Annotated in this window: 21 protein-coding genes and 3 pseudogenes; 13 read left to right on the top strand and 11 right to left on the bottom strand. The window is 70.6% G+C overall.

All coding sequences use genetic code 11. The features are described 5' to 3' along the window. The first annotated feature begins 4 nt into the window (after nt 1–4). The gene (locus A6P39_RS13805) at nt 5–802 is read left to right on the top strand and encodes a maleylpyruvate isomerase family mycothiol-dependent enzyme (RefSeq protein ID WP_067041353.1); all 798 of its coding nucleotides are present in this window, start codon (nt 5–7) and stop codon (nt 800–802) included. A gap of 76 nt (nt 803–878) precedes the next feature. Here the strand turns inward: A6P39_RS13805 and A6P39_RS13800 are convergent, their stop codons facing one another. From A6P39_RS13800 to A6P39_RS13775, 6 genes are all read right to left on the bottom strand, one after another. Continuing rightward, entirely contained in the window at nt 879–1,574 is a 696-nt protein-coding gene (locus tag A6P39_RS13800) for an LAETG motif-containing sortase-dependent surface protein (RefSeq protein WP_067041356.1), read from the bottom strand. 195 nt (nt 1,575–1,769) lie between these two features. Then, nucleotides 1,770–2,177, bottom strand: coding sequence for a VOC family protein (locus tag A6P39_RS13795; protein WP_067041359.1), 408 nt, complete (start codon nt 2,175–2,177; stop codon nt 1,770–1,772). A 149-nt stretch (nt 2,178–2,326) separates the two neighbouring features. Continuing rightward, on the bottom strand, nt 2,327–3,739 hold the full coding sequence (locus A6P39_RS13790) for a hypothetical protein (protein WP_067041361.1): 1,413 nt from the start codon (nt 3,737–3,739) through the stop codon (nt 2,327–2,329). Beyond that, nucleotides 3,721–4,461, bottom strand: a complete 741-nt coding sequence (locus A6P39_RS13785) for an ABC transporter ATP-binding protein (protein ID WP_067041364.1) — start codon at nt 4,459–4,461, stop codon at nt 3,721–3,723. The genes A6P39_RS13790 and A6P39_RS13785 overlap by 19 nt, the downstream gene beginning before the upstream one ends. 210 nt (nt 4,462–4,671) lie before the next feature. Further along, nucleotides 4,672–6,054, bottom strand: a complete 1,383-nt coding sequence (locus A6P39_RS13780; RefSeq protein ID WP_079133199.1) for an aspartate aminotransferase family protein — start codon at nt 6,052–6,054, stop codon at nt 4,672–4,674. Beyond that, nucleotides 6,039–6,560, bottom strand: coding sequence for an Lrp/AsnC family transcriptional regulator (locus tag A6P39_RS13775; protein WP_067041370.1), 522 nt, complete (start codon nt 6,558–6,560; stop codon nt 6,039–6,041). The genes A6P39_RS13780 and A6P39_RS13775 overlap by 16 nt, the downstream gene beginning before the upstream one ends. Nucleotides 6,561–6,767: 207 nt before the next feature. Between A6P39_RS13775 and A6P39_RS13770 the strand changes: the two genes are divergently transcribed. The 3 genes and pseudogenes from A6P39_RS13770 to A6P39_RS13760 form a co-directional block, all read left to right on the top strand. After that, complete coding sequence (locus tag A6P39_RS13770) at nt 6,768–8,207, top strand: gamma-aminobutyraldehyde dehydrogenase (protein ID WP_067041372.1); 1,440 nt, start codon at nt 6,768–6,770, stop codon at nt 8,205–8,207. Nucleotides 8,208–8,501: 294 nt separating this feature from the next. Further along, nucleotides 8,502–9,665, top strand: coding sequence for an ABC transporter substrate-binding protein (locus A6P39_RS13765; protein ID WP_199840716.1), 1,164 nt, complete (start codon nt 8,502–8,504; stop codon nt 9,663–9,665). Nucleotides 9,666–9,682: 17 nt separating this feature from the next. Then, nucleotides 9,683–10,057, top strand: a pseudogene (locus A6P39_RS13760) (sigma-70 family RNA polymerase sigma factor); the annotation flags it as partial. Here the strand turns inward: A6P39_RS13760 and A6P39_RS13755 are convergent. Then, nucleotides 10,046–10,750, bottom strand: a complete 705-nt coding sequence (locus A6P39_RS13755; protein WP_067041617.1) for a glycerophosphodiester phosphodiesterase — start codon at nt 10,748–10,750, stop codon at nt 10,046–10,048. The pseudogene A6P39_RS13760 and the gene A6P39_RS13755 sit on opposite strands and share 12 nt — an antisense overlap. 27 nt (nt 10,751–10,777) lie before the next feature. Further along, nucleotides 10,778–11,976, bottom strand: a pseudogene (locus tag A6P39_RS13750) (adenosine deaminase). A 26-nt stretch (nt 11,977–12,002) separates the two neighbouring features. On the opposite strand from A6P39_RS13750, the gene A6P39_RS13745 reads away from it, so the two are divergent. After that, nucleotides 12,003–12,785, top strand: coding sequence for a DUF4190 domain-containing protein (locus A6P39_RS13745; RefSeq protein WP_107304268.1), 783 nt, complete (start codon nt 12,003–12,005; stop codon nt 12,783–12,785). 188 nt (nt 12,786–12,973) lie between these two features. On the opposite strand, the gene A6P39_RS13740 is transcribed toward A6P39_RS13745, so the two are convergent. Beyond that, nucleotides 12,974–13,525 (bottom strand): NADAR family protein, encoded by a 552-nt coding sequence (locus A6P39_RS13740; RefSeq protein WP_067041384.1) that lies wholly within the window; start codon nt 13,523–13,525, stop codon nt 12,974–12,976. 209 nt (nt 13,526–13,734) lie between these two features. Between A6P39_RS13740 and A6P39_RS13735 the strand changes: the two genes are divergently transcribed. The 8 genes from A6P39_RS13735 to A6P39_RS13700 all read left to right on the top strand — a co-directional run bounded on the left by A6P39_RS13735 (nt 13,735) and on the right by A6P39_RS13700 (nt 23,493). After that, nucleotides 13,735–15,270, top strand: a complete 1,536-nt coding sequence (locus A6P39_RS13735) for a gamma-aminobutyraldehyde dehydrogenase (protein ID WP_067041387.1) — start codon at nt 13,735–13,737, stop codon at nt 15,268–15,270. A gap of 49 nt (nt 15,271–15,319) precedes the next feature. Next, nucleotides 15,320–16,567, top strand: a complete 1,248-nt coding sequence (locus tag A6P39_RS13730) for an ABC transporter substrate-binding protein (RefSeq protein WP_067041390.1) — start codon at nt 15,320–15,322, stop codon at nt 16,565–16,567. 8 nt (nt 16,568–16,575) lie between these two features. After that, nucleotides 16,576–17,727 (top strand): ABC transporter ATP-binding protein, encoded by a 1,152-nt coding sequence (locus A6P39_RS13725; protein ID WP_067041393.1) that lies wholly within the window; start codon nt 16,576–16,578, stop codon nt 17,725–17,727. Beyond that, a complete protein-coding gene (locus A6P39_RS13720) occupies nt 17,727–18,656 on the top strand; it encodes an ABC transporter permease (RefSeq protein WP_067041396.1) in 930 nt (309 codons plus the stop codon). Before A6P39_RS13725 ends, A6P39_RS13720 begins: the two co-directional genes overlap by 1 nt. After that, nucleotides 18,657–19,460 carry an ABC transporter permease gene (locus A6P39_RS13715; RefSeq protein ID WP_067041399.1) on the top strand — a complete coding sequence of 268 codons (804 nt, stop codon included), beginning with the start codon at nt 18,657–18,659 and terminating at the stop codon, nt 19,458–19,460. Nucleotides 19,461–19,496: 36 nt separating this feature from the next. After that, entirely contained in the window at nt 19,497–20,927 is a 1,431-nt protein-coding gene (locus A6P39_RS13710; RefSeq protein ID WP_067041402.1) for an NAD(P)/FAD-dependent oxidoreductase, read from the top strand. Between the two features lie 169 nt (nt 20,928–21,096). After that, nucleotides 21,097–21,573 (top strand): hypothetical protein, encoded by a 477-nt coding sequence (locus tag A6P39_RS13705; protein ID WP_067041405.1) that lies wholly within the window; start codon nt 21,097–21,099, stop codon nt 21,571–21,573. 105 nt (nt 21,574–21,678) lie between these two features. Continuing rightward, on the top strand, nt 21,679–23,493 hold the full coding sequence (locus tag A6P39_RS13700; RefSeq protein WP_067041408.1) for a chitinase: 1,815 nt from the start codon (nt 21,679–21,681) through the stop codon (nt 23,491–23,493). Between the two features lie 85 nt (nt 23,494–23,578). Here A6P39_RS13700 and A6P39_RS13695 read toward each other — a convergent pair. Next, nucleotides 23,579–23,833: pseudogene (locus A6P39_RS13695) on the bottom strand (phosphatase PAP2 family protein); the annotation flags it as partial. Between the two features lie 688 nt (nt 23,834–24,521). After that, on the bottom strand, nt 24,522–25,856 hold the full coding sequence (gene gabT, locus A6P39_RS13690) for a 4-aminobutyrate--2-oxoglutarate transaminase (protein ID WP_067041414.1): 1,335 nt from the start codon (nt 25,854–25,856) through the stop codon (nt 24,522–24,524). Nucleotides 25,857–26,169 lie beyond the last annotated feature (313 nt).

Below are 26,169 nucleotides of genomic sequence, written 5' to 3'. Positions count from 1 at the left end.
GGTCATGACCGTGCTTGCGCATGACCGCTACTGCGATGAAATCGACCATCAGATCAGCCAGTTGAGGGAGCTGGTGACCTCTGCCCCCGATCTCTCGGCCACCGTGCCGACCTGCCCGGACTGGTCGCTGGAACGGTTGGTACGCCATGTGGGCGGCGCCCTGCGCTGGGTGGCCGTGACGGTCCGCACCCGGGCCCAGGAGCGCGTCCCGCGTGAGCAGGTGCCGCTCGGCGAGGGACCGGAGGCCGAGGGGGACGCGGCGGCCTTGGACGCGTGGCTGGCACAGACGGCCGACATGGTCGTCCCGGCGCTGCGCGAGGCCGGACCGGAGGCCAAGGTCTGGTCCTGGACCGGCATGTCCACGAGCGGGTTCTGGGCCCGCCGGATGACCCACGAGATCACCGTCCACCGGGCCGACGCGGCGCTCACCACCCGGGCCCCCTACGAGGTCGCGCCCGACGTCGCCGCCGACGCGCTGGACGAATGGCTGCAGCTCGTGGACTGGGTGCAGCGCAGCGGGGTGCGTGAGTGGGGCGAGGAACTGCGCCGGCCCGGCCGCAGCATCCATCTGCACGCCACCGACGCCGGCCCGGCGCTGAACGCCGAGTGGCTGATCGAGCTGGGGGCTGAGGGGGCGAGCTGGCGGCGCGGGCACGAGAAGGCCACGGTCGCCCTGCGCGGCCCCCTCACCTCCGTGCTGCTCGCGTTCTACCGCCGGCTGCCGCTGGACGCTCCGGGTCTGGAGGTCCTCGGCGAGCGGGAGCTGCTGGAGCGCTGGCTGGAGCAGACCACCTTCGGCTGACGTACGACCGCGGCCCGTCCCCTGGGGATAGGGGGACGGGCCGCGGAGGTGTACGGGGTGTGGTGCCTGCGCGGCGTCAGCTGTCGCCGCGCGCCCCGCGACGGCGCATGCCGAAGAAGACGGCGCCACCGCCGACGACGACCAGCGCGCCCGCGATGCCCGCGATCAGCGGGGTGTTGGAGCTGGCACCGGTCTCGGCGAGGTTCGAGCTGCCGGCCGCCGGGGACGGGGCGTTGCTCGGGGCGGCGCTCGCCGGGGCGGAGCTGGAGGCGGAATCCGACGGGGCCGGGGTCGGGGACCCGGCCGGGGCGGACGAGGACGGCGACGGCTTCGGCGTCGAGGAGGCCGGCGGGGTCGGGGTGGAGCTGCCGGTCTTGCAGGCGGTGGACGGGGTGGTCAGCGGGGTCGTGATGTCCTGGTCGACGTAGGGGCTGGCCGTGACGTGGACGCGGTACGTCGCGTTCGGCTTCCAGTTCTCCTGGAAGGTGACCGGAGTGCCCTGGGCGGAGCCCTTGACCGCCTGCTCGGCGACCTGCTTCTCGACGCCACCGTTGTTCGTCCGGAACACGGTGATGGTGGCAGGGGTGCCGGAGGCGTCGGTGTCGGTGACGACGATGACACCCTTGTCGCCGTTGCACTTGGCTTCGGCCTTGAACTCATTGATGTTGCACGCGAACGCGGTGCTGGACAGGCCCAGCACCACGGCGGCAGAGGCGGAGGCAACACCCAGGATGCGCGCGGAACGACGTGCGCTGCGGCGGGATATGGACACGTTTGTCCTTTACGGAGTGCACAACTGCGGGGGGTTTGGGGAATGTTGGGGCGACCCACGAGTTGTCGCCCCAGCCTCCCCAGGAGGCTCACAGGTCTATAAGCGCTCCGTAAGCAGTGTCAATGCATATGCCGCCAGCGGTAGTTGGCTTTACTCGCTTATTAACAGCCGGGACGTTTGACCAGGTGTCGGGTGTCAGCCCTGGACCGCCGCCGGGTCCATCCACATGACCTCCCAGGTGTGGCCGTCGAGGTCGTCGAAGGCGCGGCCGTACATGAAGCCGTGGTCCTGGGTCGGGCCGGTCTCCGTGCCGCCCGCCGCGATCGCCCTGTCGACCAGCTCGTCGACCTTCGAGCGGCTCTCCGCACTCAGACAGACCAGCACCTCGCTGGTCTTCGTGGCGTCGGCGATCTCCTTCTTGGTGAAGGTCGCGTAGAACGGCTTGGTCAGCAGCATCGCGACGATGGTGTCGCTGATCACCACGGAGGCCGCCTTCTCGTCGCTGAACTGGGGGTTGATCGTGTAGCCCAGCTCGGTGAAGAACTTCTTCGAGGCGTCGAGGTCGTCCACGGGCAGGTTCACGAAGATCATCTGCTGGTACATGAGGGTCTCTCCCGTCGGGGTACGTGCCGGTGTCGGTGTCTTCGGTGGGTAGACCGGGGGCCCTGCTCGAACTCATCGGCGATCGGAGAACTTTTTCGGGAGACCTTTTCAGCAGACCGTTTTCAGCGGATTTTTCGCAGCAGGTCTTCTCAGCGGTCCACGGGGAGCGCCGCCAGGGCCGCGACGGCGAAGGTGAGCGGCCCGAACAGGGCCAGCAGGGCCGCCGCGCGCAGGGCCGCGGCGGCGCGCAGCAGCGCGGCCGGGGCGCCGAGCCGCAGCAGCGCGGCGGTGGTGCCGGCCCGGCACTGGCGGGTCTCCACGGCCGCGGTGAGCAGGGTGGCGACCGTGCAGCCGGTGACGAGCAGCGCGCCGAGGGTGCTCAGGGGCCCGAACGCCGGGGCCGAACCGGCGTACAGCGTGGTCATGGCGTAGCCGGCGGACGCGACCGCGCAGACGACGCCCAGGGGGCGGCCGATGCGGACGGCTTCGGCCATCAGCACCCGGCCGGCGAGCAGGCGGAGGGCGCCGGGACGGGTGCACTGCAGGAGGAGGCCGCACAGGTGGGTGAGGCCGGGCGAGGCGAGGACGAGACCGGTCGCGATGAGGAGCCAGCCGAGCAGGACGGCGCCGGCCCGGCGATCGGCGTAGGCGTGGACCGCCAGCCCGGCGGTGACGAGGGTGATGCCCCAGGGGAGGCCGGCGGGGGCGCCCTCGGGGGGCTGGGGGACGCCCCCACCGGCCCAGGTGGATTCCGTGGTTTCCGTGGGTTCTGTGGTGTCCGTGGCTTCCCGGGCCGGGGGCTCGGTCCCGGTCTCCGTCCCGGTCCCGGTGCCCGGCGTCGAGCCGCTGCCGCCCTGCTCGGGGCCGGGAGCCGCCTCGGTGGCAGGACTGCCCGCGGGCTGCCGGTCGTCGGCCGCCCGCCGGGTGCCGGCCGGCTTGCGGTCCAGGCGCGCGCCGAACCTCCCGTACGTCCCGAACGTCTCCCGCTGCGCCGAGCGGCCGTACGCCCCGAAGCGGCCGAATCCGCGGGGACCCGGGGTGCTGCGGCGCGGGTCCCTCGGGCGCAGCGACAGGGCCACCGTCGCCGTGGCGACGGCCGGGACCAGGCACAGCAGGGTCAGGGTCGCTGGGATCGGGAGGGGCCGGCCGGCCGCCAGGAAGTCCGCGGCCACGCCGTTGAAGGGCAGGCCCGTCGGGTGGCCGCGCATCCGGAGGAAGACCAGCAGGGCCAGGGCCGAACCCAGGGCGCAGGACAGGGCCGTGGTCAGCGCGGACAGCGCCATGAGGCGGGCCGGGCCGAGGCCCACCGCGCAGAGCCCGGGGCGCGGCCGGGTGCCGGGGTCGGTGCGGGCGACCGCGAGCGCGAGGTACACCGTCGCGGCGAGCGGCACCGCGCACCAGGCCAGGCGCAGCGCTGCGGCGTCCGCCCGTTCCGGGTGACCGAGGGCGTAGCCCACACAGGCCAGCAGCAGGAAACCGGTGCCGCCGGCCGCCGCGGCCACCAGCAGGCGGCGCAGCTGGACGGCGGGCCGGGCGGCACGGGTCAGACGGAGAGCGACCACGCGGCCCGGCCTTCCGTGTCGGGAGTGTCCGGCAGGTGCACGGTGCGCACGCGCCGGCCGTCCAGCAGGGCCACGGTGCGGTCGGCGAGGGCCGCGATGCCGGGGTCGGCCGTGCCGAGCACGACGGTGATGCCGTGCGAGCGGGCGGCCGAGGTCAGCGTGCGCAGCACATGGGTGCGGTCGGCGCGGTGCAGCGGGGCCGTCGGCTCGTCGGCGAACAGGACCGTGGGGGCCGGGGCCAGTGCCCGGGCGATGCAGACGCGCTGGCGCTCGGCCTGCTGGAGCCGGTGCGGGCGCACCCGGGCCTTGTCGCCGACGTCGAGGCGCTCCAGCCACTCCAGTGCGGCGGCCTTGGCCCGGCGGCGGCCGGTGCCGCGCAGCATCAGGGGGAGCGCGGCGTTTTCCCAGACGTTCAGCTCGGGGACCAGGACCGGTGCGGGGTCGATCCAGCCGAAGCGGTCCCGGCGCAGCCGCTCCCGGGCCATCGGGCCCAGGGTGTGCACGGGTGCGCTGTTGAACCAGACCTCGCCGTCCCGCACCGGCACCAGTGCGGACAGGCAGCGCAGCAGGGTCGTCTTGCCGCTGCCGCGCGGGCCGGTGACGGCGATGATCTCGCCCTCCCGTACCTCGAGCGAGACCCCGGCGAGCCCGGGGGAGCCGTCGGGGTGCATGAAGTGCAGCGAGCGTGCCCAGAGCACGTCGTTGTCCGGTGGGGCCTCCATGGGCGTACACCTCGGTTCTGATCCGTTTTCCCGCAACCGTTCCCTCGTACGGGCGAACGACAGCTGGGGCGATCGGTCACTGGAACGCTAGGCAGCCGGTACCGGGAGGCCGGACAGCACACGGCCCCGGGCCGCCGTTCTCACTCGAACGGACCGCGCCGGGGCCGGGATCGGTCATCCAGTCGGATGATCAGACCGTTGTGGGGAGGCTCAGAGCTTGGTCCACGCCTCCGTCAGCGTCGCGCGCAGGATCTGCTCGATCTCGTCGAAGGTCTCCTGGTTGGAGATCAGCGGCGGGGCGAGCTGGATCACCGGGTCGCCGCGGTCGTCGGCACGGCAGTACAGGCCGTTGTCGAACAGCGCCTTGGAGAGGAAGCCGTACAGGACGCGCTCGGTCTCCTCCTCGTTGAAGGACTCCTTGGTGTTCTTGTCCTTCACCAGCTCGATGCCGTAGAAGAAGCCGTTGCCGCGGACGTCGCCGACGATCGGCAGGTCGTGCAGCTTCTGCAGCGTCTGGAGGAACGCCGATTCGTTGTCGAGCACGTGCTGGTTGAGGTTCTCGCGCTCGAACAGGTCGAGGTTGGCGAGACCCACGGCCGCGGAGACCGGGTGGCCGCCGAAGGTGTAGCCGTGCAGGAAGGTGTTGTCGCCCTTGTAGAACGGCTCGGCGAGCTTGTCGGAGACGATGCAGGCGCCGATCGGGGAGTAGCCCGACGTCATGCCCTTGGCGCAGGTGATCATGTCCGGGACGTAGCCGAACTTGTCGCAGGCGAACATCGTGCCGAGGCGGCCGAAGGCGCAGATGACCTCGTCCGACACCAGCAGGACGTCGTACTTGTCGCAGATCTCGCGCACCCGCTGGAAGTAGCCGGGCGGGGGCGGGAAGCAGCCGCCGGCGTTCTGCACGGGCTCCAGGAACACCGCGGCGACGGTGTCCGGGCCCTCGAAGAGGATCTGCTGCTCGATCTGGTCGGCGGCCCAGCGGCCGAAGGCCTCCGGGTCGTCGCCGAAGATCGGGGCGCGGTAGATGTTGGTGTTCGGCACCTTGTGCGCGCCCGGGACGAGCGGCTCGAAGGGGGCCTTCAGGCCCGGCAGACCCGTGATGGACAGGGCGCCCTGCTGGGTGCCGTGGTAGGCGACCGCACGCGAGATGACCTTGTACTTGGTCGGCTTGCCCTTGAGCTTGAAGTACTGCTTGGCGAGCTTCCAGGCGGTCTCGACGGCCTCGCCGCCGCCCGTGGTGAAGAAGACCTTGTTCAGGTCGCCCGGCGCGTAGTCGGCGAGGCGCTCGGCCAGCTCCACGGCCTTGGGGTGGGCGTAGGACCACACCGGGAAGAAGGCCAGCTCCTGGGCCTGCTTGAAGGCGGTCTCGGCGAGTTCCGTGCGGCCGTGACCGGCCTGGACCACGAACAGGCCCGCGAGACCGTCGAGGTAGCGCTTGCCCTTGTCGTCGTAGATGTAGGTGCCCTCACCCCGGACGATGGTCGGGACGGGGGACTTCTCGTACGAGGACATGCGGGTGAAGTGCATCCACAGGTGGTCGTACGCGGTGCGGCTGAGGTCCTTCTGGGTCACGGTTATCGGGTTCCCCACATGTAGGTCTGCTTCTTCAGCTTCAGGTAGACGAAGCTTTCGGTGGAGCGCACCCCGGGCAGGGCCCGGATGCGTTTGTTGATGACGTCCAGCAGGTGGTCGTCGTCCTCGCAGACGATCTCGGCGAGGATGTCGAACGAGCCCGCGGTCATCACCACGTACTCGACTTCCGACATGTCAGTCAGCGCGTCCGCGATCGACTCGACATCGCCTTCGACGTTGATCCCGACCATCGCCTGCCGGCGGAAGCCCACGGTGAGCGGGTCCGTGACGGCGACGATCTGCATCACGCCCTGGTCCAGCAGCTTCTGGACGCGCTGGCGCACGGCCGCCTCGGACAGGCCCACGGCCTTGCCGATCGCGGCGTACGGCCGGCGGCCGTCCTCCTGGAGCTGCTGAATGATGGCGAGGGAGACGGCGTCCAGCTGGGGGGTGCCGCCGTTCCTGGACTCGCGGGTGGAGTCCCTCTGGTCTGCGCTTCGACTGGCCACGACCTCACTGTGCACGACGTCTCGACAGTTTCGCAACCCACCAGCGATGAAATTCGTTGTTTGAGACTTCGAGACTTGCGGATTTCGCAGAAGTGGTGGCGGCAGGGGTGTTGAAAACGTGGCTCCGGCGACTAGGGTGGGGTGTCTCAGTGATTGGACAGCCGGGACCGGCTGGCCAGGCTGGACAGCTCGAACCCTCGAACCAGATTCAGGAGGCCGGCAGTGAGCACCGAGCTGCGTCGTCTGCGCAACTACATCGACGGTGAGTTCCGGGACGCCGCCGACGGACGGACCACCGAGGTGGTCAACCCCGCGACGGGCGAGGCGTACGCGACCGCGCCGCTGTCCGGTGAGGCGGACGTGGACGCCGCCATGGAGGCCGCCGCGCGCGCCTTCCCGGCCTGGCGCGACACGACCCCGGCCGAGCGCCAGAAGGCCCTCCTCAAGATCGCGGACGCCTTCGAGGAGCGCGCCGAGGAACTGATCGCGGCCGAGGTGGAGAACACGGGCAAGCCCACCGGGCTCACCCGCTCCGAGGAGATCCCGCCGATGGTCGACCAGATCCGCTTCTTCGCGGGTGCGGCGCGGCTGCTCGAGGGCCGCTCGGCCGGTGAGTACATGGAGGGGATGACCTCGATCATCCGCCGTGAGCCGGTCGGCGTCTGCGCCCAGGTCGCCCCCTGGAACTACCCGATGATGATGGCCGTGTGGAAGTTCGCCCCGGCGATCGCCGCGGGCAACACGGTCGTCCTGAAGCCGTCGGACACCACCCCGGCCTCCACCGTCCTGATCGCCGATATCATCGGCTCCATCCTGCCCAAGGGCGTCTTCAACGTCGTCTGCGGCGACCGCGACACCGGCCGCCTGATGATCGAGCACGACACCCCGGCGATGGCCTCCATCACCGGCTCGGTCCGCGCCGGCATGTCGGTCGCCGAGTCGGCGTCGAAGGACCTCAAGCGGGTCCACCTGGAGCTGGGCGGCAAGGCCCCGGTCGTCGTCTTCGAGGACACCGACATCGCCAAGGCCGTCGAGGACATCTCCGTGGCGGGCTTCTTCAACGCCGGCCAGGACTGTACGGCCGCCTGCCGCGTCCTCGTCCACGAGGCGATCCACGACGAGTTCGTGGCCGCGCTGGCGAAGGCCGCCGAGGACACCAAGACCGGACAGCCCGACGACGAGGACGTCCTCTTCGGCCCGCTGAACAACCCCAACCAGCTCAAGCAGGTCGAGGGCTTCATCGAGCGGCTGCCCGCCCACGCGCGCGTGGAGGCCGGCGGCAAGCGCGTCGGCGACAAGGGCTACTTCTTCGCGCCGACCGTGGTCTCCGGCGTCAAGCAGGACGACGAGATCATCCAGAAGGAGGTCTTCGGGCCGGTCATCACCGTCCAGACCTTCACGGACGAGGACCAGGCGGTGGAGTTCGCCAACGGCGTCGAGTACGCCCTGGCCTCCTCGGTGTGGACCAAGGACCACGCCCGCGCGATGCGCATGTCCAAGAAGCTCGACTTCGGCTGCGTGTGGATCAACACCCACATCCCGCTGGTCGCCGAGATGCCCCACGGCGGCTTCAAGAAGTCCGGCTACGGCAAGGACCTGTCGGCGTACGGCTTCGAGGACTACACGCGGATCAAGCACGTGATGACGTCCCTCGGCGAGTAAGCACCGGGAACGGCAGCGAGCGGCCCCCGGACGGGTTCACCTTCCCGCCCGGGGGCCGCGCCGTCTCATGTCCCGGCGACGAACTCCAGCTCCTGTTCGGCCAGTTCGAGCCGTGCCGCCCGCTCCGTGCGCCGCAGCGACCGTACGGAGCCGGTCCACCGCACGGAGGTCGGTGGCCCCGGTCGACAAGGTGTCGGACAGGCGACGGCATGCTCGACGCAGCGTCGATTGTCCGTTCGGCGCGCGGGAAGGCATCCTTCCGGGGTGCCCCAGACTTCCTCCCGCACGTCCGTGATGTCCCGCCGCTCCCTGCTGCGCGCCCTCGGCGGCACCGCCGCGCTCGGCGCCCTGGCCGGCTGCGGGGTACCCGCCGCCTATGTCGCGCCCGGCGACCGGGCCGTCGCCGACGAGTCCGCGGCCGACAAGAAGCTGATCTGGGCGAACTGGCCGCTGTACATCGACACCGATGACAAGAACCCGAACGAGCGGCCCACACTGGACGCCTTCGAGAAGCGCACCGGCATCTCCGTCGACTACGTCGAGGAGATCAACGACAACGACGAGTTCTTCGGCAAGATCAGCCCCGCGCTGATGAACCACCAGGCCACCGGCCGGGACCTGATCGTCATCAGCGACTGGATGTGCGCCCGGTTCGTGCGCCTGGGCTGGGTGCAGGAGATGGACCGCGCCCACCAGCCGCACATCGCGAAGTACCTGGACCCCCTGCTCCGCTCGCCGGCCTTCGACGAGGGCCGCCGCTACACCGTGCCCTGGCAGTCGGGCATCACCGGCATCGCCTACAACCGCAAGAAGCTGGGCCGCGAGATCCGCCGTGTGAAGGACCTCTGGGCGAGCGACCTGAAGGGCCGCGTGACCCTCCTGTCCGGTCTGGACGAGGCCTTCGCGCTGCTCATGCAGGGCAACGGCGTGGACATCACCAAGTGGACGGCCGCCGACTTCCACCACGTCTGCGACGAGGTGGAGCGGCAGGTCCACCGGGGCCAGATCCGCCGCTTCACCGGCAACGACTACACCAAGGACCTGGTCAGCGGCGATGTCCTCGCCTGCCAGGCCTACTCGGGGGACGTCATCCAGCTCCAGGCGGACAACCCCGACATCCGCTTCGTCGTCCCCGAGGAGGGCGCCGAGCTGTGGTCGGACTCCCTGATGATCCCCAACCGGGCCCGCCACAAGGCCAACGCCGAGCGCCTGATCGACTACTACTACGACCCCCAGGTCGCCGCGCGGCTCGCCGCCTGGGTCAACTACGTCTGCCCGGTCCCGGCCGCCAAGGAGGTCCTGGCAGCGTCGAAGGACAAGGACACCGCGGCCCTCGCCGACAACCCCCTGATCTTCCCGGACACCACGATGCGCAGCCGCCTCGCCATCGCCCGCGACATCACCTCCACGGAACGCGTGGAGTTCGCGAAGCGGTGGAACAAGATCGTGGGGCTGTGACCCCGGCGCCGGTCGCTGTGGCCTCGGGCGGGGGCCGGCGCATGGACGACCCCGTGAGCGCCACCGACCCCACCGCCACCGGCATGGGCAGCAAGGCCACCGGATACGACGTCCTGCCGCCCGGGACGCAGCAGATGTGGCAGAACGAGTACTTCTACCTCGACGGCGGCGTCACCCTCACCGTCAACGAACGCGGCGCCGACTACGGCCTGAGCGTCTTCCCGACCACCTGGGACGCCGTCGAGAAGGACATCACGACCGGCCCCGCCCAGGGAGCAGGGCGCTACGGCCTGGTCCGCGACACCGGCAAGGACGACACCCCGGTGCCGCAGTACCTCACCCGCGCCATCCCTGCCGACGCCTCGACGGTGGCCCAGCGGTCACGGGTGTGACGCCGGCCCCTGCCGGGAGCGCAGGGCGTGCAGGGCGTCGACCCGGTTCGTCGTGATCGAGTCGACACCCAGGTCCAGCAGGCGGCGCATCGAGCGGCGGGTGTCCGGAGTCCACACGGACAGCAGGTACCCGTCGTGGTGGACGCGGGCCGCGAGGTCGTGGGACACCAGGGAGAAGCGGTAGTTGAGCCAGCGCGGCCGGACCGCCTCGAGCAGCGCGGGCCGGGGCGGGGCCAGCGTCGTCCAGGTCAGGGCGATCTCGGCGGCCGGGTCGGCGGCGCGCACGGCCAGCATGGCCTCGGCGCCCGCGCAGTAGTAGGCGCGGTCCTCGGCCCCGCTGGACCGGACCACGTCCATGACCCGGTCCACCGTCCGCCGCTCGACCCGCCCGCACAGGTCCACCATCACCCGGCTGTCACCGGTCGCGGCCAGCGCCTCCGCGAGCGTCGGCACCGCGCCGGCCGTGAGCCCGCGCAGCTCCTCGGCGGACAGCGCGGCCAGCGGCCTGTCGATGTCCCACAGCCGCTCCAGGGTCTCGTCGTGCAACAGCACGGGGACGCCGTCACGGGTGAGCCGTACGTCGACCTCGACCGCGTCCGCGCCCTGGTCGAGCGCGCAACGCAGTGAGTCGACGGTGTTCTCACGGACGTGGTAGGGGGCGCCGCGGTGAGCCACGGCGGTCACGGTCTGCATGGCCCCCATTGTGGCGGGGCCGCACGGTCAGCGGGCGAGCCAGGTGGTGGTGTACGTGTCGATCTCCGCCGCGATCCGCGCCTTGCCCGCCGGGTCCAGGAAGGACGCCTCGACGGCGTTCTTGGCGAGGTCGGCGATGCCGCGCTCGTCCAGCTCCAGGAGCCGGGCCGCGACCGCGTACTCGTTGTTGAGGTCGGTGCCGAACATCGGCGGGTCGTCGGAGTTGATCGTGACCAGCACCCCGGCCTCGGCGAACGCCCTGACCGGGTGCTCGTCCAGGGAGCGCACCGCGCGGGTGGCGATGTTGGAGGTCGGGCAGACCTCCAGCGGGATGCGGTGCTCGGCGAGGTGGGCGAGCAGCTTCGGGTCGAGCGCGGAGCTGGTGCCGTGCCCGATCCGCTCGGCGCGCAGCTCGACCAGCGAGTCCCACACCGTCTCGGGGCCGGTGGTCTCCCCGGCGTGCGGCACGGAGTGCAGACCGGCGGCGATGGCGCGGTCGAAGTACGGCTTGAACTGCGGCCGGGGCACGCCGATCTCGGGCCCGCCGAGCCCGAACGACACCAGGCCCTCCGGCCGGAACCGGTCGTCGGTGGCGAGCTGCGCGGTCTCCTCGGCGGACTCGAGACCGGCCTCGCCCGGAATGTCGAAGCACCAGCGCAGCACGGTCCCGAACTCGGCCTCGGCCGCCTTGCGGGCGTCCTCGATGGCCGCCATGAAGGCCCGCGCGTCGATGCCGCGCCGGGTGGAGGAGAACGGGGTGAGGGTCAGCTCGGCGTACCGCACCTGCTGCCGGGCCAGGTCCCGTGCCACCTCGTAGGTCAGCAGCCGGACGTCCTCGGGGGTGCGGATCAGGTCGACCACCGACAGGTACACCTCGATGAAGTGCGCGAAGTCGGTGAAGGTGAAGTACTCGGCGAGCGCCTCGGGGTCGGCCGGGACCCTGGAGTCGCGGTGGCGGGCGGCCAGTTCGGAGACGATGCGGGGGGAGGCCGAGCCGACGTGGTGGACGTGCAGTTCGGCCTTGGGGAGGCCGGCGATGAAGGTCCGCAGATCGCGGTCGGCCGCCGCGGAGGCGAGTGCGGAGCTGTGGTCGGTCAAGGGGTCCTCCCCGGGACGGCGCCCGCGGGACCGGGTCCGTGCTGCGGGCGGGGTGATCGGCTGATCGGTTGCGCAGGATCATCGTAGGCCCCGGCCGGTCCGCTCCGGCGCTGCCCGTAGCATGACAGCACGTCCAGCAGAGGGGTCCTTGACGATGTCCGACGAGGTGCCGCAGTCCACGCCACCGGAGCAGCGCCCTGGCGGTGACCGGCCCGCCGCACCCCGGGTGTCGCTCGGCAAGACCGCGGACGTCCCGCCGGCGTCCCCGCAGGACTCGGTTCCCGGGCAGGGTCCCGGCCCCGGCGCCGTCCACGGTCAGCAGGGGCCGGCCTCGCTGCCCGCCGGCGCCGTCCCCTCGGCCTGGGCCCCGCCGACGACCGGCGGCCCGTCTCCCGCCACCCCGTTCGCACCCCCGGCGGCCCCCTTCGCCGCCCCGGCGCCCACCCCGCCCCCGAACCCGTACGCCCCGCCGGCCGCGCCCGCGCACCCGTACGCCCCGCCCGTCGGGCAGCACCCGGGGCCGGAGCCCGTCCCCCCGCCGCCGATCGCCCCCGACGGTCCCGGTCAGGTGCCGTACGGCTACCCGGGCACGACGGCGGTCTACGGCTGGCCGGGCGGCGGGCCCCAGCAGCCGTACCCCGCTCCCTACCCGGCCGCGGACGGCTACGGCTGGCCGGGCATGCAGGTGCTGCCGAGCAACGGCATGGGGACGGCCGCCCTGGTGTGCGGCATCCTGGCGACGGTCGGCTTCGTGCTGTGGCCGGTGGCCCTGGTGCTGGGCATCCTCGCGATCGTCTTCGGCGCGATCGGCCGGGGGAAGGCGAAGCGGGGAGAGGCGACCAACCCCGGGACGGCCCTGGCGGGGCTCATCTGCGGCGCGGCGGGCGTGGTGCTGGCGCTGGGCCTGGTCGCCTACTTCATCGCGGCCGACACGTGACCGTCCCGAACGCCAGGACCTAGTGCCCCAACAGGCAACGTTCGCCCCGTCGCGACGCCCGGCACGCCCTCTCGCCGCACCGCCCGGAAGCCCAAGTACGTCCAGCACGAGGGCTTCCGGCCGGCACACCGAGAGCACGCACCGGACGCCGCTCCTTGACGGGCAAACGTTGCCTGCCGGGGCACTAGTCAGGCCAGCTGCTCCCGCGCCTCCATGAACGCGAAGCCCAGCAGGTTCGGCCCCCTCCACCGCTCCGGATCCAGCGCGGCCTCGTCCGTCGCAGCGAGCCCGATTCCCCACACCCGGTCCACCGGGCTCGCCTCCACCAGCACACGCTCACCGGTGCCCAGCAGGAATGCGCGGAGCGCGTCGTCGGCCGCGAACTTGTGCACGCTGCCCTCGACCACGATCCGGAACCGCTCGCGCTCCCATATCGCCTCGTCGAAGCCCCGGACCAGCCGCCCCGCCTTCTTCGCCTGAGCGGGATGCCCGGCGGCCAGGATCCTGCGCTCGGCCTCGGCGTCCTCGAAGAGCCGCGCCTTGCCCGCCATCATCCAGTGCTCGGCCGTCGCGTACTCGACACCGTCGACCACGAACGCCGAGGGCCACCACTGGCTCAGGCAGCTTGAGCCGATGCTCCCGTCCTTCCTCGGGCGGTGCCCCCAGAAGTGGAGGTACTCGATGTGCGCCCCGGCCCGGACCTCGCTGATCAGGGCTTCCACCCCGTCGATCTTCCCCATGCACGCGAGTCTGGCACGCACCACTGACACTCCGTCCGTCCTTTTCCGCCCCGACTCGACACCTGGTCGACAGATTCCGTCGCGTAACCAAAAGGCAACAACGGAATCACTTGTTGGAGTCCACTTGCTCTGTCAGGATCGGCACTCAAATCGAGCTGGAGCTACGCCACCCACCCCCCGGGACGGGGCACACGGCGGAGGAGAGCGACATGCACAACCCGGGCACCGCCACCCCGGAACGATTCCCCGCCGAGGACCGATTCGCCGAGGGCGCGCAGTTCATCGCGGGCCGGCCGGCGAAGGGCACCTCGGGCCGTACCCACGCCGTGGTCGACCCCGCCACCGGTGAGGAGGTGTGCACCTACGAGCTGGCCGGCACCGACGACGTGGACGCGGCCGTGGCCGCCGCGCGCGCGGCGTTCCCGGGCTGGTCCTCGGCCACCCCCGGCGAGCGCTCGGACGCCCTGCACCGGTTCGCCGCCGTACTCGCCGACCGTGCCGAGGAGTTCGCCCGTGCGGAGTCCCTGCAGTGCGGAAAGCCGCTGAAGCTCACCCGTGAGTTCGACGTGCCGGGCACCATCGACAACACCGCGTTCTTCGCGGGCGCCGCCCGGCACCTGCAGGGGCAGTCCGCCGGTGAGTACTCCGGCGACCACACCTCCTACGTCCGCCGGGAACCCATCGGTGTCGTCGGGTCCATCGCGCCCTGGAACTACCCCCTGCAGATGGCCGCGTGGAAGATCCTCCCGGCGATCGCCGCGGGCAACACGATCGTGCTGAAGCCCGCCGAGCTGACTCCGCTGACCTCGCTGCTCTTCGCGCAGGCGGCGACGGACGCCGGTATCCCCGACGGCGTGATCAACATCGTCACCGGGACCGGGAAGGAGGCGGGCGAGCACCTGGTCGGCCACCCCGACGTCGCCATGACCTCGTTCACCGGGTCCACGGCCGTCGGCAGGCGCGTCGCCGAGATCGCCACCGCCACCGTCAAGCGGCTGCACCTGGAGCTGGGCGGCAAGGCCCCCTTCGTCGTCTTCGATGACGCCGATCTGGAGGCCGCCGTCCACGGCGCCGTCGCCGGATCGCTCATCAACACCGGCCAGGACTGCACGGCCGCCACGCGCGCGTACGTGCAGCGACCGCTGTACGAGGCGTTCGTGGAGCGGACAGCCGCCCTGATGGAGACCGTGCGGCTGGGGGACCCCTTCGCCCCCGGCACCGACCTCGGGCCGCTCATCTCGCACGTCCAGCGCGACCGGGTCGCCGCCTTCGTGGACCGTGCGCGTGCCTACGCGCGCGTGGTGACCGGCGGCGAGGCCCCGGAGGGGGAGCTGGAGAACGGCGCCTACTACCGGCCGACGCTGATCGCCGACGCGGCCCAGGACAGCGAGATCGTCCAGTCCGAGATCTTCGGGCCGGTCCTCGTCGTCCTGCCGTTCGACCGGGACGACGAGGGGATCCGGCTGGCCAACGACACCCCGTACGGCCTCGCCGCCTCCGCGTGGACCGGCAATGTCTACCGCGCGAACCGAGCCACCCGCGAGATCAAGGCGGGCTGTGTGTGGATCAACGACCACATCCCGATCATCAGCGAGATGCCGCACGGCGGATACAAGGCCTCCGGCTTCGGCAAGGACATGTCGGCGTACTCCTTCGAGGAATACACGCAGGTCAAGCACGTAATGTTCGACAACACCGCGGTGGCCGCGAAGGACTGGCACCGCACCGTCTTCGGGGACCGCTAGCCGACCGGGCCCGGACCAGGCCCACCCCTCCCGAAAGGGCACCACGCGCATGGAGCAGTACGAGCCCGGCCGTCTGACGCCGGTCGAATTCGCCGCCGTACGGCGCAGTCTCCGTCACGGCCGGGCCGCGATGACCCGCCGGTCGCTGCTGCGCGCCTCGGCGGGCGGCGCGCTCGCGGTCGGCGGACTCGGGGCGCTGAGCGCCTGCGGGATCCCCGCGGCGACCAAGAACGAGGGCGGGGTCTCCGCCGACGACCACTCGGCCACGGAGAAGATCGTCAATTTCTCCAACTGGCCCGAGTACATCGACGTGGACGCAAAGGGCAAGAGTCACCCCACGCTCGACGCGTTCACCAAGCGGACCGGCATCCAGGTCAAGTACACCGAGGACATCAACGACAACGACGAGTTCTTCGGCAAGATCCAGCCGCAGCTCGCCGCCGGCCAGGACACCGGCCGCGACCTCGTCGTGCTCACCGACTGGCTGGCTGCCCGCATGATCCGGCTCGGCTACGTCCAGAAGCTGGACCCGTCCAACCTGCCGCACGCCTTCGCCAACCTTTCGGACCAGTTCCGCGCCCCCGACTGGGACCCGGGCCGCGCGTACTCGTACCCCTGGCAGGGCGTGTCGACCATCATCGCGTTCAACAAGAAGGCTCTGGACGGCATCGAGGTGAAGTCGGTCTCGGACCTCCTCGACAACCCCAGGCTCAAGGGCCGCGTCGGCTTCCTGACCGAGATGCGCGACAGCATCGGCATGACCATGCTCGACATGGGCAAGGACCCGGCGAAGTTCACCGACGACGACTTCGACGCCGTCATCGCCCGCCTCCAGAAGGCCGTCGACAAGGGCCAGATCCGCCGCTTCACCGGCAACGACTACACCTCGGACCTCAGCAAGGGCGACTTCGCGGCCTGTGTGGCCTGGGGCGGCGACATCGTCCAGCTCCAGGCGGACAGCCCGGACGTCGGCTACGTCATCCCCGACAGCGGCTACATGACGTCGACGGACAACCTGCTCATCCCCAACAGGGCGCGCCACAAGACGAACGCCGAGCGGCTCATCGACTACTACTACCAGCCCGAGCCCGCCGCCGAGCTGGCCGCCTACATCAACTACGTGAGCCCCGTCGCCGGAGTGCAGCCCTACCTTGCGAAAATCGACGCTTCGGCGGCGAAGAATCCGCTGATCATTCCCGACAAGGCCATGCAGGCGAAGTCCCATGCCTTCCGCGCGCTGACGCAGAAGGAAGAGACGGCCTACCAGCAGAAGTTCTCGAAGCTCACAGGGGCGTGACGACGACGATGACGACACCAGACAACAGCGGCGACGTCCGCCTCTCCGGTATCAGCAAGACGTACGACAACGGCTTCACCGCGGTACAGCCGCTGGACCTGACCGTGCCCCAGGGCTCCTTCTTCGCCCTGCTCGGCGCCTCCGGCTGCGGCAAGACCACCACCCTGCGCATGATCGCGGGCCTGGAGGAGCCCACGACGGGCGCGGTCCACCTCGGCGACCAGGAGGTGACCCACCTGCCGCCGTACAAGCGGCCGGTGAACACGGTCTTCCAGTCCTACGCCCTCTTCCCGCACCTCGACATCTTCGAGAACGTCGCCTTCGGCCTGCGCCGGCGCGGCATCAAGAGCGTGAAGAAGCAGGTCGAGGACATGCTCGACCTCGTCCAGCTCGGCGAGCAGGCGCGCAAGAAGCCGCACCAGCTCTCCGGCGGCCAGCAGCAGCGCGTCGCCGTCGCCCGCGCCCTCATCAACCACCCCAAGGTGCTCCTCCTCGACGAGCCGCTCGGCGCCCTCGACCTCAAGCTGCGCCGCCAGATGCAGCTGGAGCTCAAGCGCATCCAGACCGAGGTCGGCATCACCTTCGTGCACGTCACGCACGACCAGGAGGAGGCCATGACCATGGCCGACACGGTCGCCGTGATGAACGCGGGCCGTGTCGAGCAGCTCGGCTCGCCCACCGACCTGTACGAGAACCCGAACACCACCTTCGTCGCGAACTTCCTCGGCACCTCCAACCTCATCGAGGCCGAGGTCGACACGGACAGCGGTGACGACATCGTCCTCAAGGCCGGCGGCGGCAAGCTGGTGCTGCCCAAGGCGCGATGTTCGGCGCCCACGAGCGCCGGCGGCAAGGTGCTGGTCGGCATCCGCCCGGAGAAGATCTCCCTCACCCACGCCGACGACGCGGGCGAGATACCCGAGGGCCGCAACCGCCTCACGGGCAAGATCGCCGACGCGAGCTTCATCGGGGTCTCCACGCAGTACGTGATCGACAGCCCGGTCTGCCCCGAACTCGCGGTGTACGTCCAGAACGTCGAGCGCGACGGCCGGCTGGTGCCCGGCGCCGACGTGGTCCTGCACTGGAGTCCGGCCCACACCTTCGGCCTGGACGCGGCCCAGGACATCGACGCGGGCACCGAGGAAGAGGCGGCCGCCTGATGTCGACGCTCACCGAGGCGCCCCCGCCCCTCGCGCCCACCGCGCCGGAGAAGAAGCCCCCGCGCAAGCGGGGCCGGTTCACGCCGTACTCGCTGCTGCTGCCCGGCATCCTGTGGCTGATCGTCTTCTTCGCACTGCCGATGATCTACCAGGCCTCCACCTCCGTGCAGCAGGGCTCCCTGGAGGAGGGCTACAAGGTCACCTGGCACTTCGCGACCTACTGGGACGCGCTGAGCGAGTACTGGCCCCAGTTCCTGCGCTCCGTCTTCTACGCGGCCGCCGCCACCGTGCTGTGCCTGCTGCTCGGCTACCCGCTGGCCTACCTGATCGCCTTTCGCGCGGGCCGCTGGCGGAACCTGATCATGATCCTGGTGATCGCGCCGTTCTTCACCAGCTTCCTGATCCGCACCCTGGCCTGGAAGACCATCCTCGCCGACAACGGCCCCGTCGTGCACACCCTGAACTCGCTGCACGTCCTGGACCTCACCAACTGGCTCGGCTGGACGGCCGGCGACCGCGTCCTCGCCACACCACTGGCGGTGGTGTGCGGACTGACGTACAACTTCCTGCCGTTCATGATCCTGCCGCTGTACACCTCGCTGGAGCGGATCGACGGGCGGCTGCACGAGGCGGCCGGTGACCTGTACGCCAAGCCGTGGACCACCTTCCGCAAGGTGACCTTCCCGCTGTCGATGCCGGGCGTCGTCTCCGGCACGCTGCTGACCTTCATCCCGGCGGCCGGTGACTACGTCAACTCCGAACTGCTCGGTTCCACCGACACCCGCATGATCGGCAACGTCATCCAGACGCAGTTCCTGCGGATTCTGGACTATCCGACGGCCGCGGCCCTGTCCTTCATCCTCATGGCCGCCATCCTGGCCATGGTCACGATCTACATCCGCCGGGCCGGGACGGAGGATCTGGTCTAAATGCCCCTCGTCAACTGGCTCAAGCGCCATCTCGTCGTTCTCTTCGGGCTCCTGACGCTCGCCTATCTCCTGCTGCCGAACGTCATCGTGACGGTGTTCTCCTTCAACAAGCCGAAGGGGCGCTTCAACTACGAGTGGCAGCAGTTCTCGCTGGACGCCTGGAAGCAGCCGTGCGGTGTCGCCGACATGTGCGGTTCGCTCTCCATCAGCCTCCAGATCGCGGTGTGGGCGACGACCGGCGCCACGATCCTCGGCACGATGATCGCCTTCGCGCTGGTCCGCTACCGCTTCCGCGCCCGCGGCGCCGTCAACTCGCTGATCTTCCTGCCGATGGCGATGCCCGAGGTCGTCATGGCCGCCTCGCTGCTCACCCTGTTCCTCAACATGGGCGCCCAGCTGGGCTTCTACACGATCCTCATCGCGCACATCATGTTCTGCCTGAGCTTCGTCGTCACCGCGGTCAAGGCCCGTGTGATGTCGATGGACCCGCGTCTGGAGGAGGCCGCCCGGGACCTGTACGCCGGCCCGGTGCAGACCTTCGCGCGGGTCACCCTGCCGATCGCGGCACCCGGGATCGCCGCGGGCGCGCTGTTGTCGTTCGCGCTGTCCTTCGACGATTTCATCATCACCAACTTCAACGCCGGCTCGACGGTCACCTTCCCCATGTTCGTCTGGGGTTCGGCGCAGCGCGGAACTCCCGTCCAGATCAATGTGATCGGTACGGCCATGTTCCTCGTCGCGGTCCTCATCACACTGGCCTCGATGCTCATCAGCAATCGCCGTAACAACAAGCAGAAGGCATAAGCCTTTTCGGGAATGCCCTCGTAGGGAGTTGAAATCATGGCCCCGAGCGCCATGAGCCGTGGCAAAGACAACTGGATCGCCTCTCTCTCCGAAGCCCAGCCGGTCCCGTACTGGCTGGAAGACCCTGGAAAGCCGCATGCCGAGCCGGCCCTGACCGGCACCGACACCTGCGATCTGCTGGTCGTCGGCGGTGGCTACAGCGGGCTGTGGACCGCGCTCAACGCCAAGGAGCGCGATCCGCAGCGCGATGTGGTGCTCCTGGAAGGCCGCGAGGTGGGCTGGGCCGCCTCCGGCCGCAACGGCGGCTTCTGCGCCGCCTCCCTCACCCACGGACTGCCCAACGGCCTGACCCGCTGGCCCGGCGAGATCGGGAAACTGGAGGAACTGGGCCGGCGCAACCTCGACGAGATCGAGGCCTCGCTCGCCCGGCACGGCATCGACTGCGACTTCGAGCGCACCGGCGAGATCGACGTCGCCACCGAGACCTACCAGGCCTGGGAGTTGAAGGACTGGCACCGGGAACTGCAGGAGAAGGGCCTCGCGGACGGCGTCGAGTTCCTGGACGCGGACGCCGTGCGCGAGCAGGTGAACTCGCCGACCTTCGAGGCGGGCCTGTGGGACCGCCGGGGCGTGGCCATGCTGCACCCGGCGAAGCTGGCCTGGGGCCTGAAGAAGGCCTGCATCAGGCTCGGCGTGCGGATCCACGAGCACACGCCCGCCCTGACCCTGAAGCAGTACGGCGCCGGGATGGCCGTACGCACCCCGTACGGCGCGGTCCGCGCCCGCCAGGTCGCGCTCGCCACGAACATCTTCCCGAGCCTGCTGCGCCGCGTGCGCTCCTACACCGTCCCCGTCTACGACTACGCGCTGATGACCGAGCCGCTCGACGCCGGCCAACTGGCCTCGATCGGCTGGAAGAACAGACAGGGACTGGGGGACAGCGCCAACCAGTTCCACTACTTTCGGCTGTCCGCCGACAACCGCATCCTGTGGGGCGGCTACGACGCGATCCACCACTACGGCGGGCGGGTGCGCGCCGAGTACGACGACCGCCCGGAGACGTACGCCAAGCTCGCGGGTCACTTCTTCACCTGCTTCCCGCAGCTGGAGGGTGTCCGCTTCTCGCACGCCTGGGGCGGCGCGATCGACACCTGCTCGCGCTTCTCGGCGTTCTTCGGCACCGCGCACCAGGGCAAGGTGGCGTACGCGGCGGGATACACCGGCCTCGGCGTGGGCGCGACCCGGTTCGGCGCGGACGTGATGCTGGACCTGCTGGGCGGGGAGCGCACCGAGCGGACGGAGCTGGAGATGGTCCGCAAGAAGCCGCTGCCGTTCCCGCCGGAGCCGTTCGCCTGGACCGGAATCGCCCTCACCAAGTGGTCCCTGGCCCGCGCGGACGCGCACGGCGGCCGCCGCAATCTGTGGCTGCGCACGATGGACCGGCTGGGGCTGGGCTTCGACAGCTGAGGCCGCTGCGCCCGCTTCACGGCGGCGTCGCGGCGCGAGATTCCGCAGCATCATCGAAATGTGACCCAGCTCACTTCGAAGGGTGTGCGGAACCCGCGTAATGCCCCCGGAACGCCTCCCTCTCTCCTGCTGACGCGACCGCGTCGACAGGAGAGAGGGAGGCCTTGTGATGACTGGGGCGAAGACGGCCGTCGAATGGCTGGCATCCGTCGCACCGGACCCCGAGGCCTGCCGCCGGGAATGGGGGCGCAACCCCCTCGGGGTCGCGCTGCTGCCCGCCGGCAAGGCCTGGGACGTACTGATCCTGCCCGGTGACCTCGGCTGTCCGACCCTGGACGTACTCCTCCGCATCCTCGACCGGCCCGGCCCGGTGCTCGCCGGCTTCGGCGACGAGCGGGTCGGGTTCTTCGTGCCGCCGGGCACCGCGGCCCGCTGGGTCGGCACCGGCATCCGCACCGCCGGGACCGGTACCTGGATCGTCGTGCCGTACCCGGGCCGGGCGGCCCGGGGGGTGCGCTGGCTGGTGCCGCCGGACGGTTCGGGCACGCTGACCGATGCCGCGCTGCTGGAACTGGCGATGCACGAGGCGGCGGCGGGGCCGGCCCGGGGCAGGAGCGGGGGTCCGGGCCGGGGTGGCGACGGTTAGCCCCGGGGCCGGACACCTTGACAACGGGATTGGTCTGGACCAAGTTGAGTGCCACCCCGGAGCGGCCGCTCCGTCCCGCCAACTCCCCCGGCACCGGAGGCCCTTGTGGACCGCGCCAGACCTCCCGGATCCCTCCTCGCGCTGCTCACGGCCGCACTGCTGGCCGTGCCCGGCGTCACCGCGCTCTCGTCGGCCGCCCGTGCGGCCGACGCTGACGTCCTGACGAACGGCGGGTTCGAGTCCGGCCTCGACGGCTGGACCTGTACGGCCGGCACGGCAGTGAACTCGCCCGTGCACAGCGGGAGTTCGGCACTGCAGGCGACCCCGGCCGGCAGTGACGACGGCCAGTGCACGCAGACGGTCGGCGTCCAGCCCGGCTCGACGTACACGCTGTCCGGATACGTCCGCGGCTCCTACGTCTACCTCGGCGCGAGCGGCACCGGCACCACCGACGTCTCCACCTGGACCCCGTCCGCCTCCGACTGGCAGAAGCTGAGCACCACCTTCACCACCGGCGCCACCACCACGAAGGTGACCGTCTACACCCACGGCTGGTACGGCACCGGCGCCTACGACGCCGACGACCTCTCCCTCGTGGGCCCGGGCGGCACGGGCACCGGCACCGGACAGCCGCCCGCTGCGCCCACGGGCCTCGCGGCCGGATCCGTCACCTCCTCCTCCGTGGCCCTGTCCTGGTCGGCCGTCACCGGAGCCACCAGCTACACGGTCTATCGCGACGGGGTGAAGTCCCAGACGGTGAGCGGCACTTCGGCCACTGTCACCGGCCTTACTGCCTCGACGGCGTACAGCTTCCAGGTCACCGCGAGCAATGACGCGGGGGAGTCCGCGAAGTCGGCGGCGGTGACCGCGACGACCGGCGCGGGCAGCGGCGGGGGCCCCACCGGTCTGCCGGGCCACGCCCTGATCGGCTATCTCCACTCGAGCTTCGCCAACGGCTCCGGCTACACCCGCCTCGCCGACGTCCCCGGCAGCTGGGACGTCATCGACCTGGCCTTCGGCGAGCCCACCTCGCCCACCTCCGGGGACATCCACTTCAACCGCTGCCCGGTCACCGACTGCCCGAACGCCGAGTCCGACGCCGACTTCAAGGCCGCGATCAAGGCCAAGCAGGCGGCCGGCAAGAAGGTGCTGATCTCGATCGGCGGGCAGAACGGCCAGGTCCAGCTGACGACCACCGCGGCCCGCGACACCTTCGTCTCCTCGGTCTCGGACATCATCGACACCTGGGGCCTCGACGGCCTGGACATCGACTTCGAGGGCCACTCGCTGTCCCTGGACACGAACGACACGGACTTCAAGAACCCGACGACACCAGTGATCGTCAACCTCATCTCGGCGCTGAAGACCTTGAAGGCCAAGTACGGCCCCGGGTTCGTGCTGACGATGGCGCCCGAGACCTTCTTCGTGCAGAACGGCTACCAGTACTACGGCACCGGCAAGTGGGGCGGCCAGGACCCACGCTGCGGGGCGTACCTCCCGGTCATCTACGCCCTGCGCGACGACCTCACCCTGCTGCACGTCCAGGACTACAACTCCGGGCCGATCATGGGCCTGGACAACCAGTACCACTCCATGGGCGGCGCCGACTTCCACATCGCCATGACCGACATGCTGCTCACCGGCTTCCCGGTCGCGGGCGACGCGAACAACGTCTTCCCGCCGCTGCGCCCGGACCAGGTCGCGATCGGCATGCCCGCGTCGACCAACGCGGGCAACGGCTATGTCCCGCCGTCCGAGGTCACGAAGACCCTGGACTGCCTGACGAAGAAGACGGACTGCGGCTCGTACCAGACCCATGGGACCTGGCCGGACCTGCGGGGTCTGATGACGTGGTCGGTGAACTGGGACCGGTACTCGAACTGGGAGTTCGAGAAGAACTTCGACGCGTACTTCGGGTGAGGCCGACGCGGCGGCCGGCACCGGGCACGAGGGACAGGGCGGTCAGCAGCACGGTGCACAGACACCAGCTGGCCACCACGTCCAGCGGCCAGTGATAGCCGTGGCGGACCAGGCCGTACGACACCCCGAGGACCAGCAGCGCGAAGCCGGCCGCCACGCTCCGGCGGGCGACGGCCGAGCGGAGCCAGGGCAGCAGGAGCAGGGCCGCGGAGCCGTAGGCGACGGCCGCGGTCGCCGTGTGTCCGGAGGGGAAGTAGCCGACGGCCGGGGGCACCACGGGGGTCCCCGGCCGTGCCGTCCAGTCCTTGAGCGGGACGACGACCGCCGGGACCAGCGCCATGAGGACGGCCGCGGCGGCGGGCGGCAGCCACCAGCGGGGCGCGCCCGCTGCCCGGCCGCGCCACAGGACGTGGCCGAGGACCAGCACCAGGACCGGGACGGCCACCTGGATGTCGCCCAGGTCGGACAGGACCTGGGAGAACCCGTCCGGATGGACGAGAGCCCGGCTGAGCCGGGCGTCCAGGCGCAGCAGCGGGCCGTGGGCCATGACCTGCCAGGTGAGCAGCGCGAAGACAACGGCCGGAAGGACCAGAAGGGCCACGAGGGCCGGGAGCGGGGCACGGCGGACGACGGTCGACACGGTGCCCAGCTTGGCAGACCTGCGGGGTTGTGCGAGGAAGGAGGAGGTCGGCCGCCCCGGAACAGGGGGGGTAGTTCCGAGGCGGCCGACCGGATCGGAACGCCGCGCGCCCCGGGGGGTTTGGGGCGGCGACCGTCCGATCGGTGAGGAGATCCCGGAGCCGTCAGGCGCCGGTTGTGTGCGCGAGGGCACGACCAGGTCGAAGCTGGGGAGGCCCCGGCCTGAGATCGCCCACAGTCCCCTGTGGGCGGGGTGTATCTCTCATCTGCGTAGAACCTACGGCAGGCAGGCGCGCTTGGGCAGGCGGAACGGCGACCCGACATCCACCTCGCACACGTTCTTCACACGGCCTGTCGTACGTCACGTCAGCAGTGCGTGCACCGGTGGCTCAGATGCGCGCGAAGGCCTGCTCGATGATGTCGAGGCCCTCGTTCAGCAGGTCCTCGCCGATGACCAGCGGGGGCAGGAAGCGCAGCACGTTGCCGTAGGTGCCACAGGTCAGGACCAGCAGGCCCTCGGCGTGGCAGGCCTTGGCGAGCGCGGCGGTGGCCTCCGCGTTCGGCTCCTTCGTCGTACGGTCCTTGACCAGCTCGATGGCGATCATGGCCCCGCGGCCACGGACGTCACCGATGACGTCGAACTTCTCGGCCATGGCGGTGAGGCGACCCTTCATGATCTCCTCGATGCGCTTGGCCTTGCCGTTGAGGTCCAGCTCCTTCATGGTCTCGATGGAGCCGAGGGCACCCGCGCAGGCGACGGGGTTGCCGCCGTACGTACCACCGAGGCCACCGGCGTGCGCGGCGTCCATGATCTCGGCACGGCCGGTCACGGCGGCGAGCGGAAGGCCGCCGGCGATGCCCTTGGCGGTGGTGATGAGGTCGGGAACGATCCCCTCGTCCTCACAGGCGAACCACTGGCCCGTCCGGCAGAACCCGGACTGGATCTCATCGGCGACGAAGACGATCCCGTTGTCGGCGGCGAACTGCCGGATCGCCGGGAGGAACCCCTTGGCCGGCTCGATGAAGCCGCCCTCGCCGAGCACCGGCTCGATGATGATCGCGGCGATGTTGTCCGCGCCGACCTGCTTGGACATCTGGTCGATGGCCTGCGCGGCGGCCTCGGGCCCGGCGTTCTCGGCCCCGGTCGGCCAGCGGTAGCCGTAGGCGACCGGCACGCGGTACACCTCGGGCGCGAAGGGCCCGAACCCGTGCTTGTACGGCATGTTCTTGGCGGTGAGCGCCATCGTCAGGTTGGTACGCCCGTGGTACCCGTGGTCGAACACGACGACGGCCTGCCGCTTGGTGTAGGCACGCGCGATCTTGACGGCGTTCTCGACGGCCTCGGCGCCGGAGTTGAACAGCGCGGACTTCTTGGCGTGGTCACCGGGGGTCAGCTCGGCGAGCGCCTCCGCGACGGCGACGTACCCCTCGTACGGGGTGACCATGAAACAGGTGTGGGTGAAGTCGGCGAGCTGGGCGGAGGCGCGCCGCACGACGGCCTCGGCGGAGGCGCCGACGCTGGTCACGGCGATACCGGAACCGAAGTCGATGAGGCTGTTGCCGTCGACGTCCTCGATGACGCCGCCGTCGGCGCGGGTGACGAAGACCGGCAGCACGGAGCCCACGCCCTGCGCGACCGCGGCGGTACGGCGGGCCTGCAGCTCCTGGGACTTCGGTCCGGGGATGGCGGTGACGACGCGGCGCTCCTGCGGAAGTGCGGTCATGAGGGCTCCTGATGATCTTGCGTACCGGGCGGTCTGATCTGCGGTCTGATCTGGCGTGCCGGGCGATTCCGGGCGGTGCGTTTTCGGCCGCTTACCTATCTTTCTTCGCAGGCTAGGGCCGGGGACAGGGGGTGGGCATGCTCCATGTGGGCGTTGTCGGCCACGCCGGTTGTCCGCCGTGGACATAGCCGCGCGGCCGCGGTACGCCCGGTCGGCGGGCGCTCTCGGCCGCGTAAGCGGTGAACTCCCCTTTCCGGGGCGTTAGATTGGCTCGCGGACGGCGGACGGAACGGCAGGTCAGGGGGCAAGGGTG

This window comes from Streptomyces sp. FXJ1.172, from assembly GCF_001636945.3.
In the GTDB taxonomy this organism is placed as follows: Bacteria; Actinomycetota; Actinomycetes; order Streptomycetales; family Streptomycetaceae; genus Streptomyces.
Note: the sequence above shows the minus strand (reverse complement) of the source record. Positions and strands in the feature narration are given on the sequence as shown.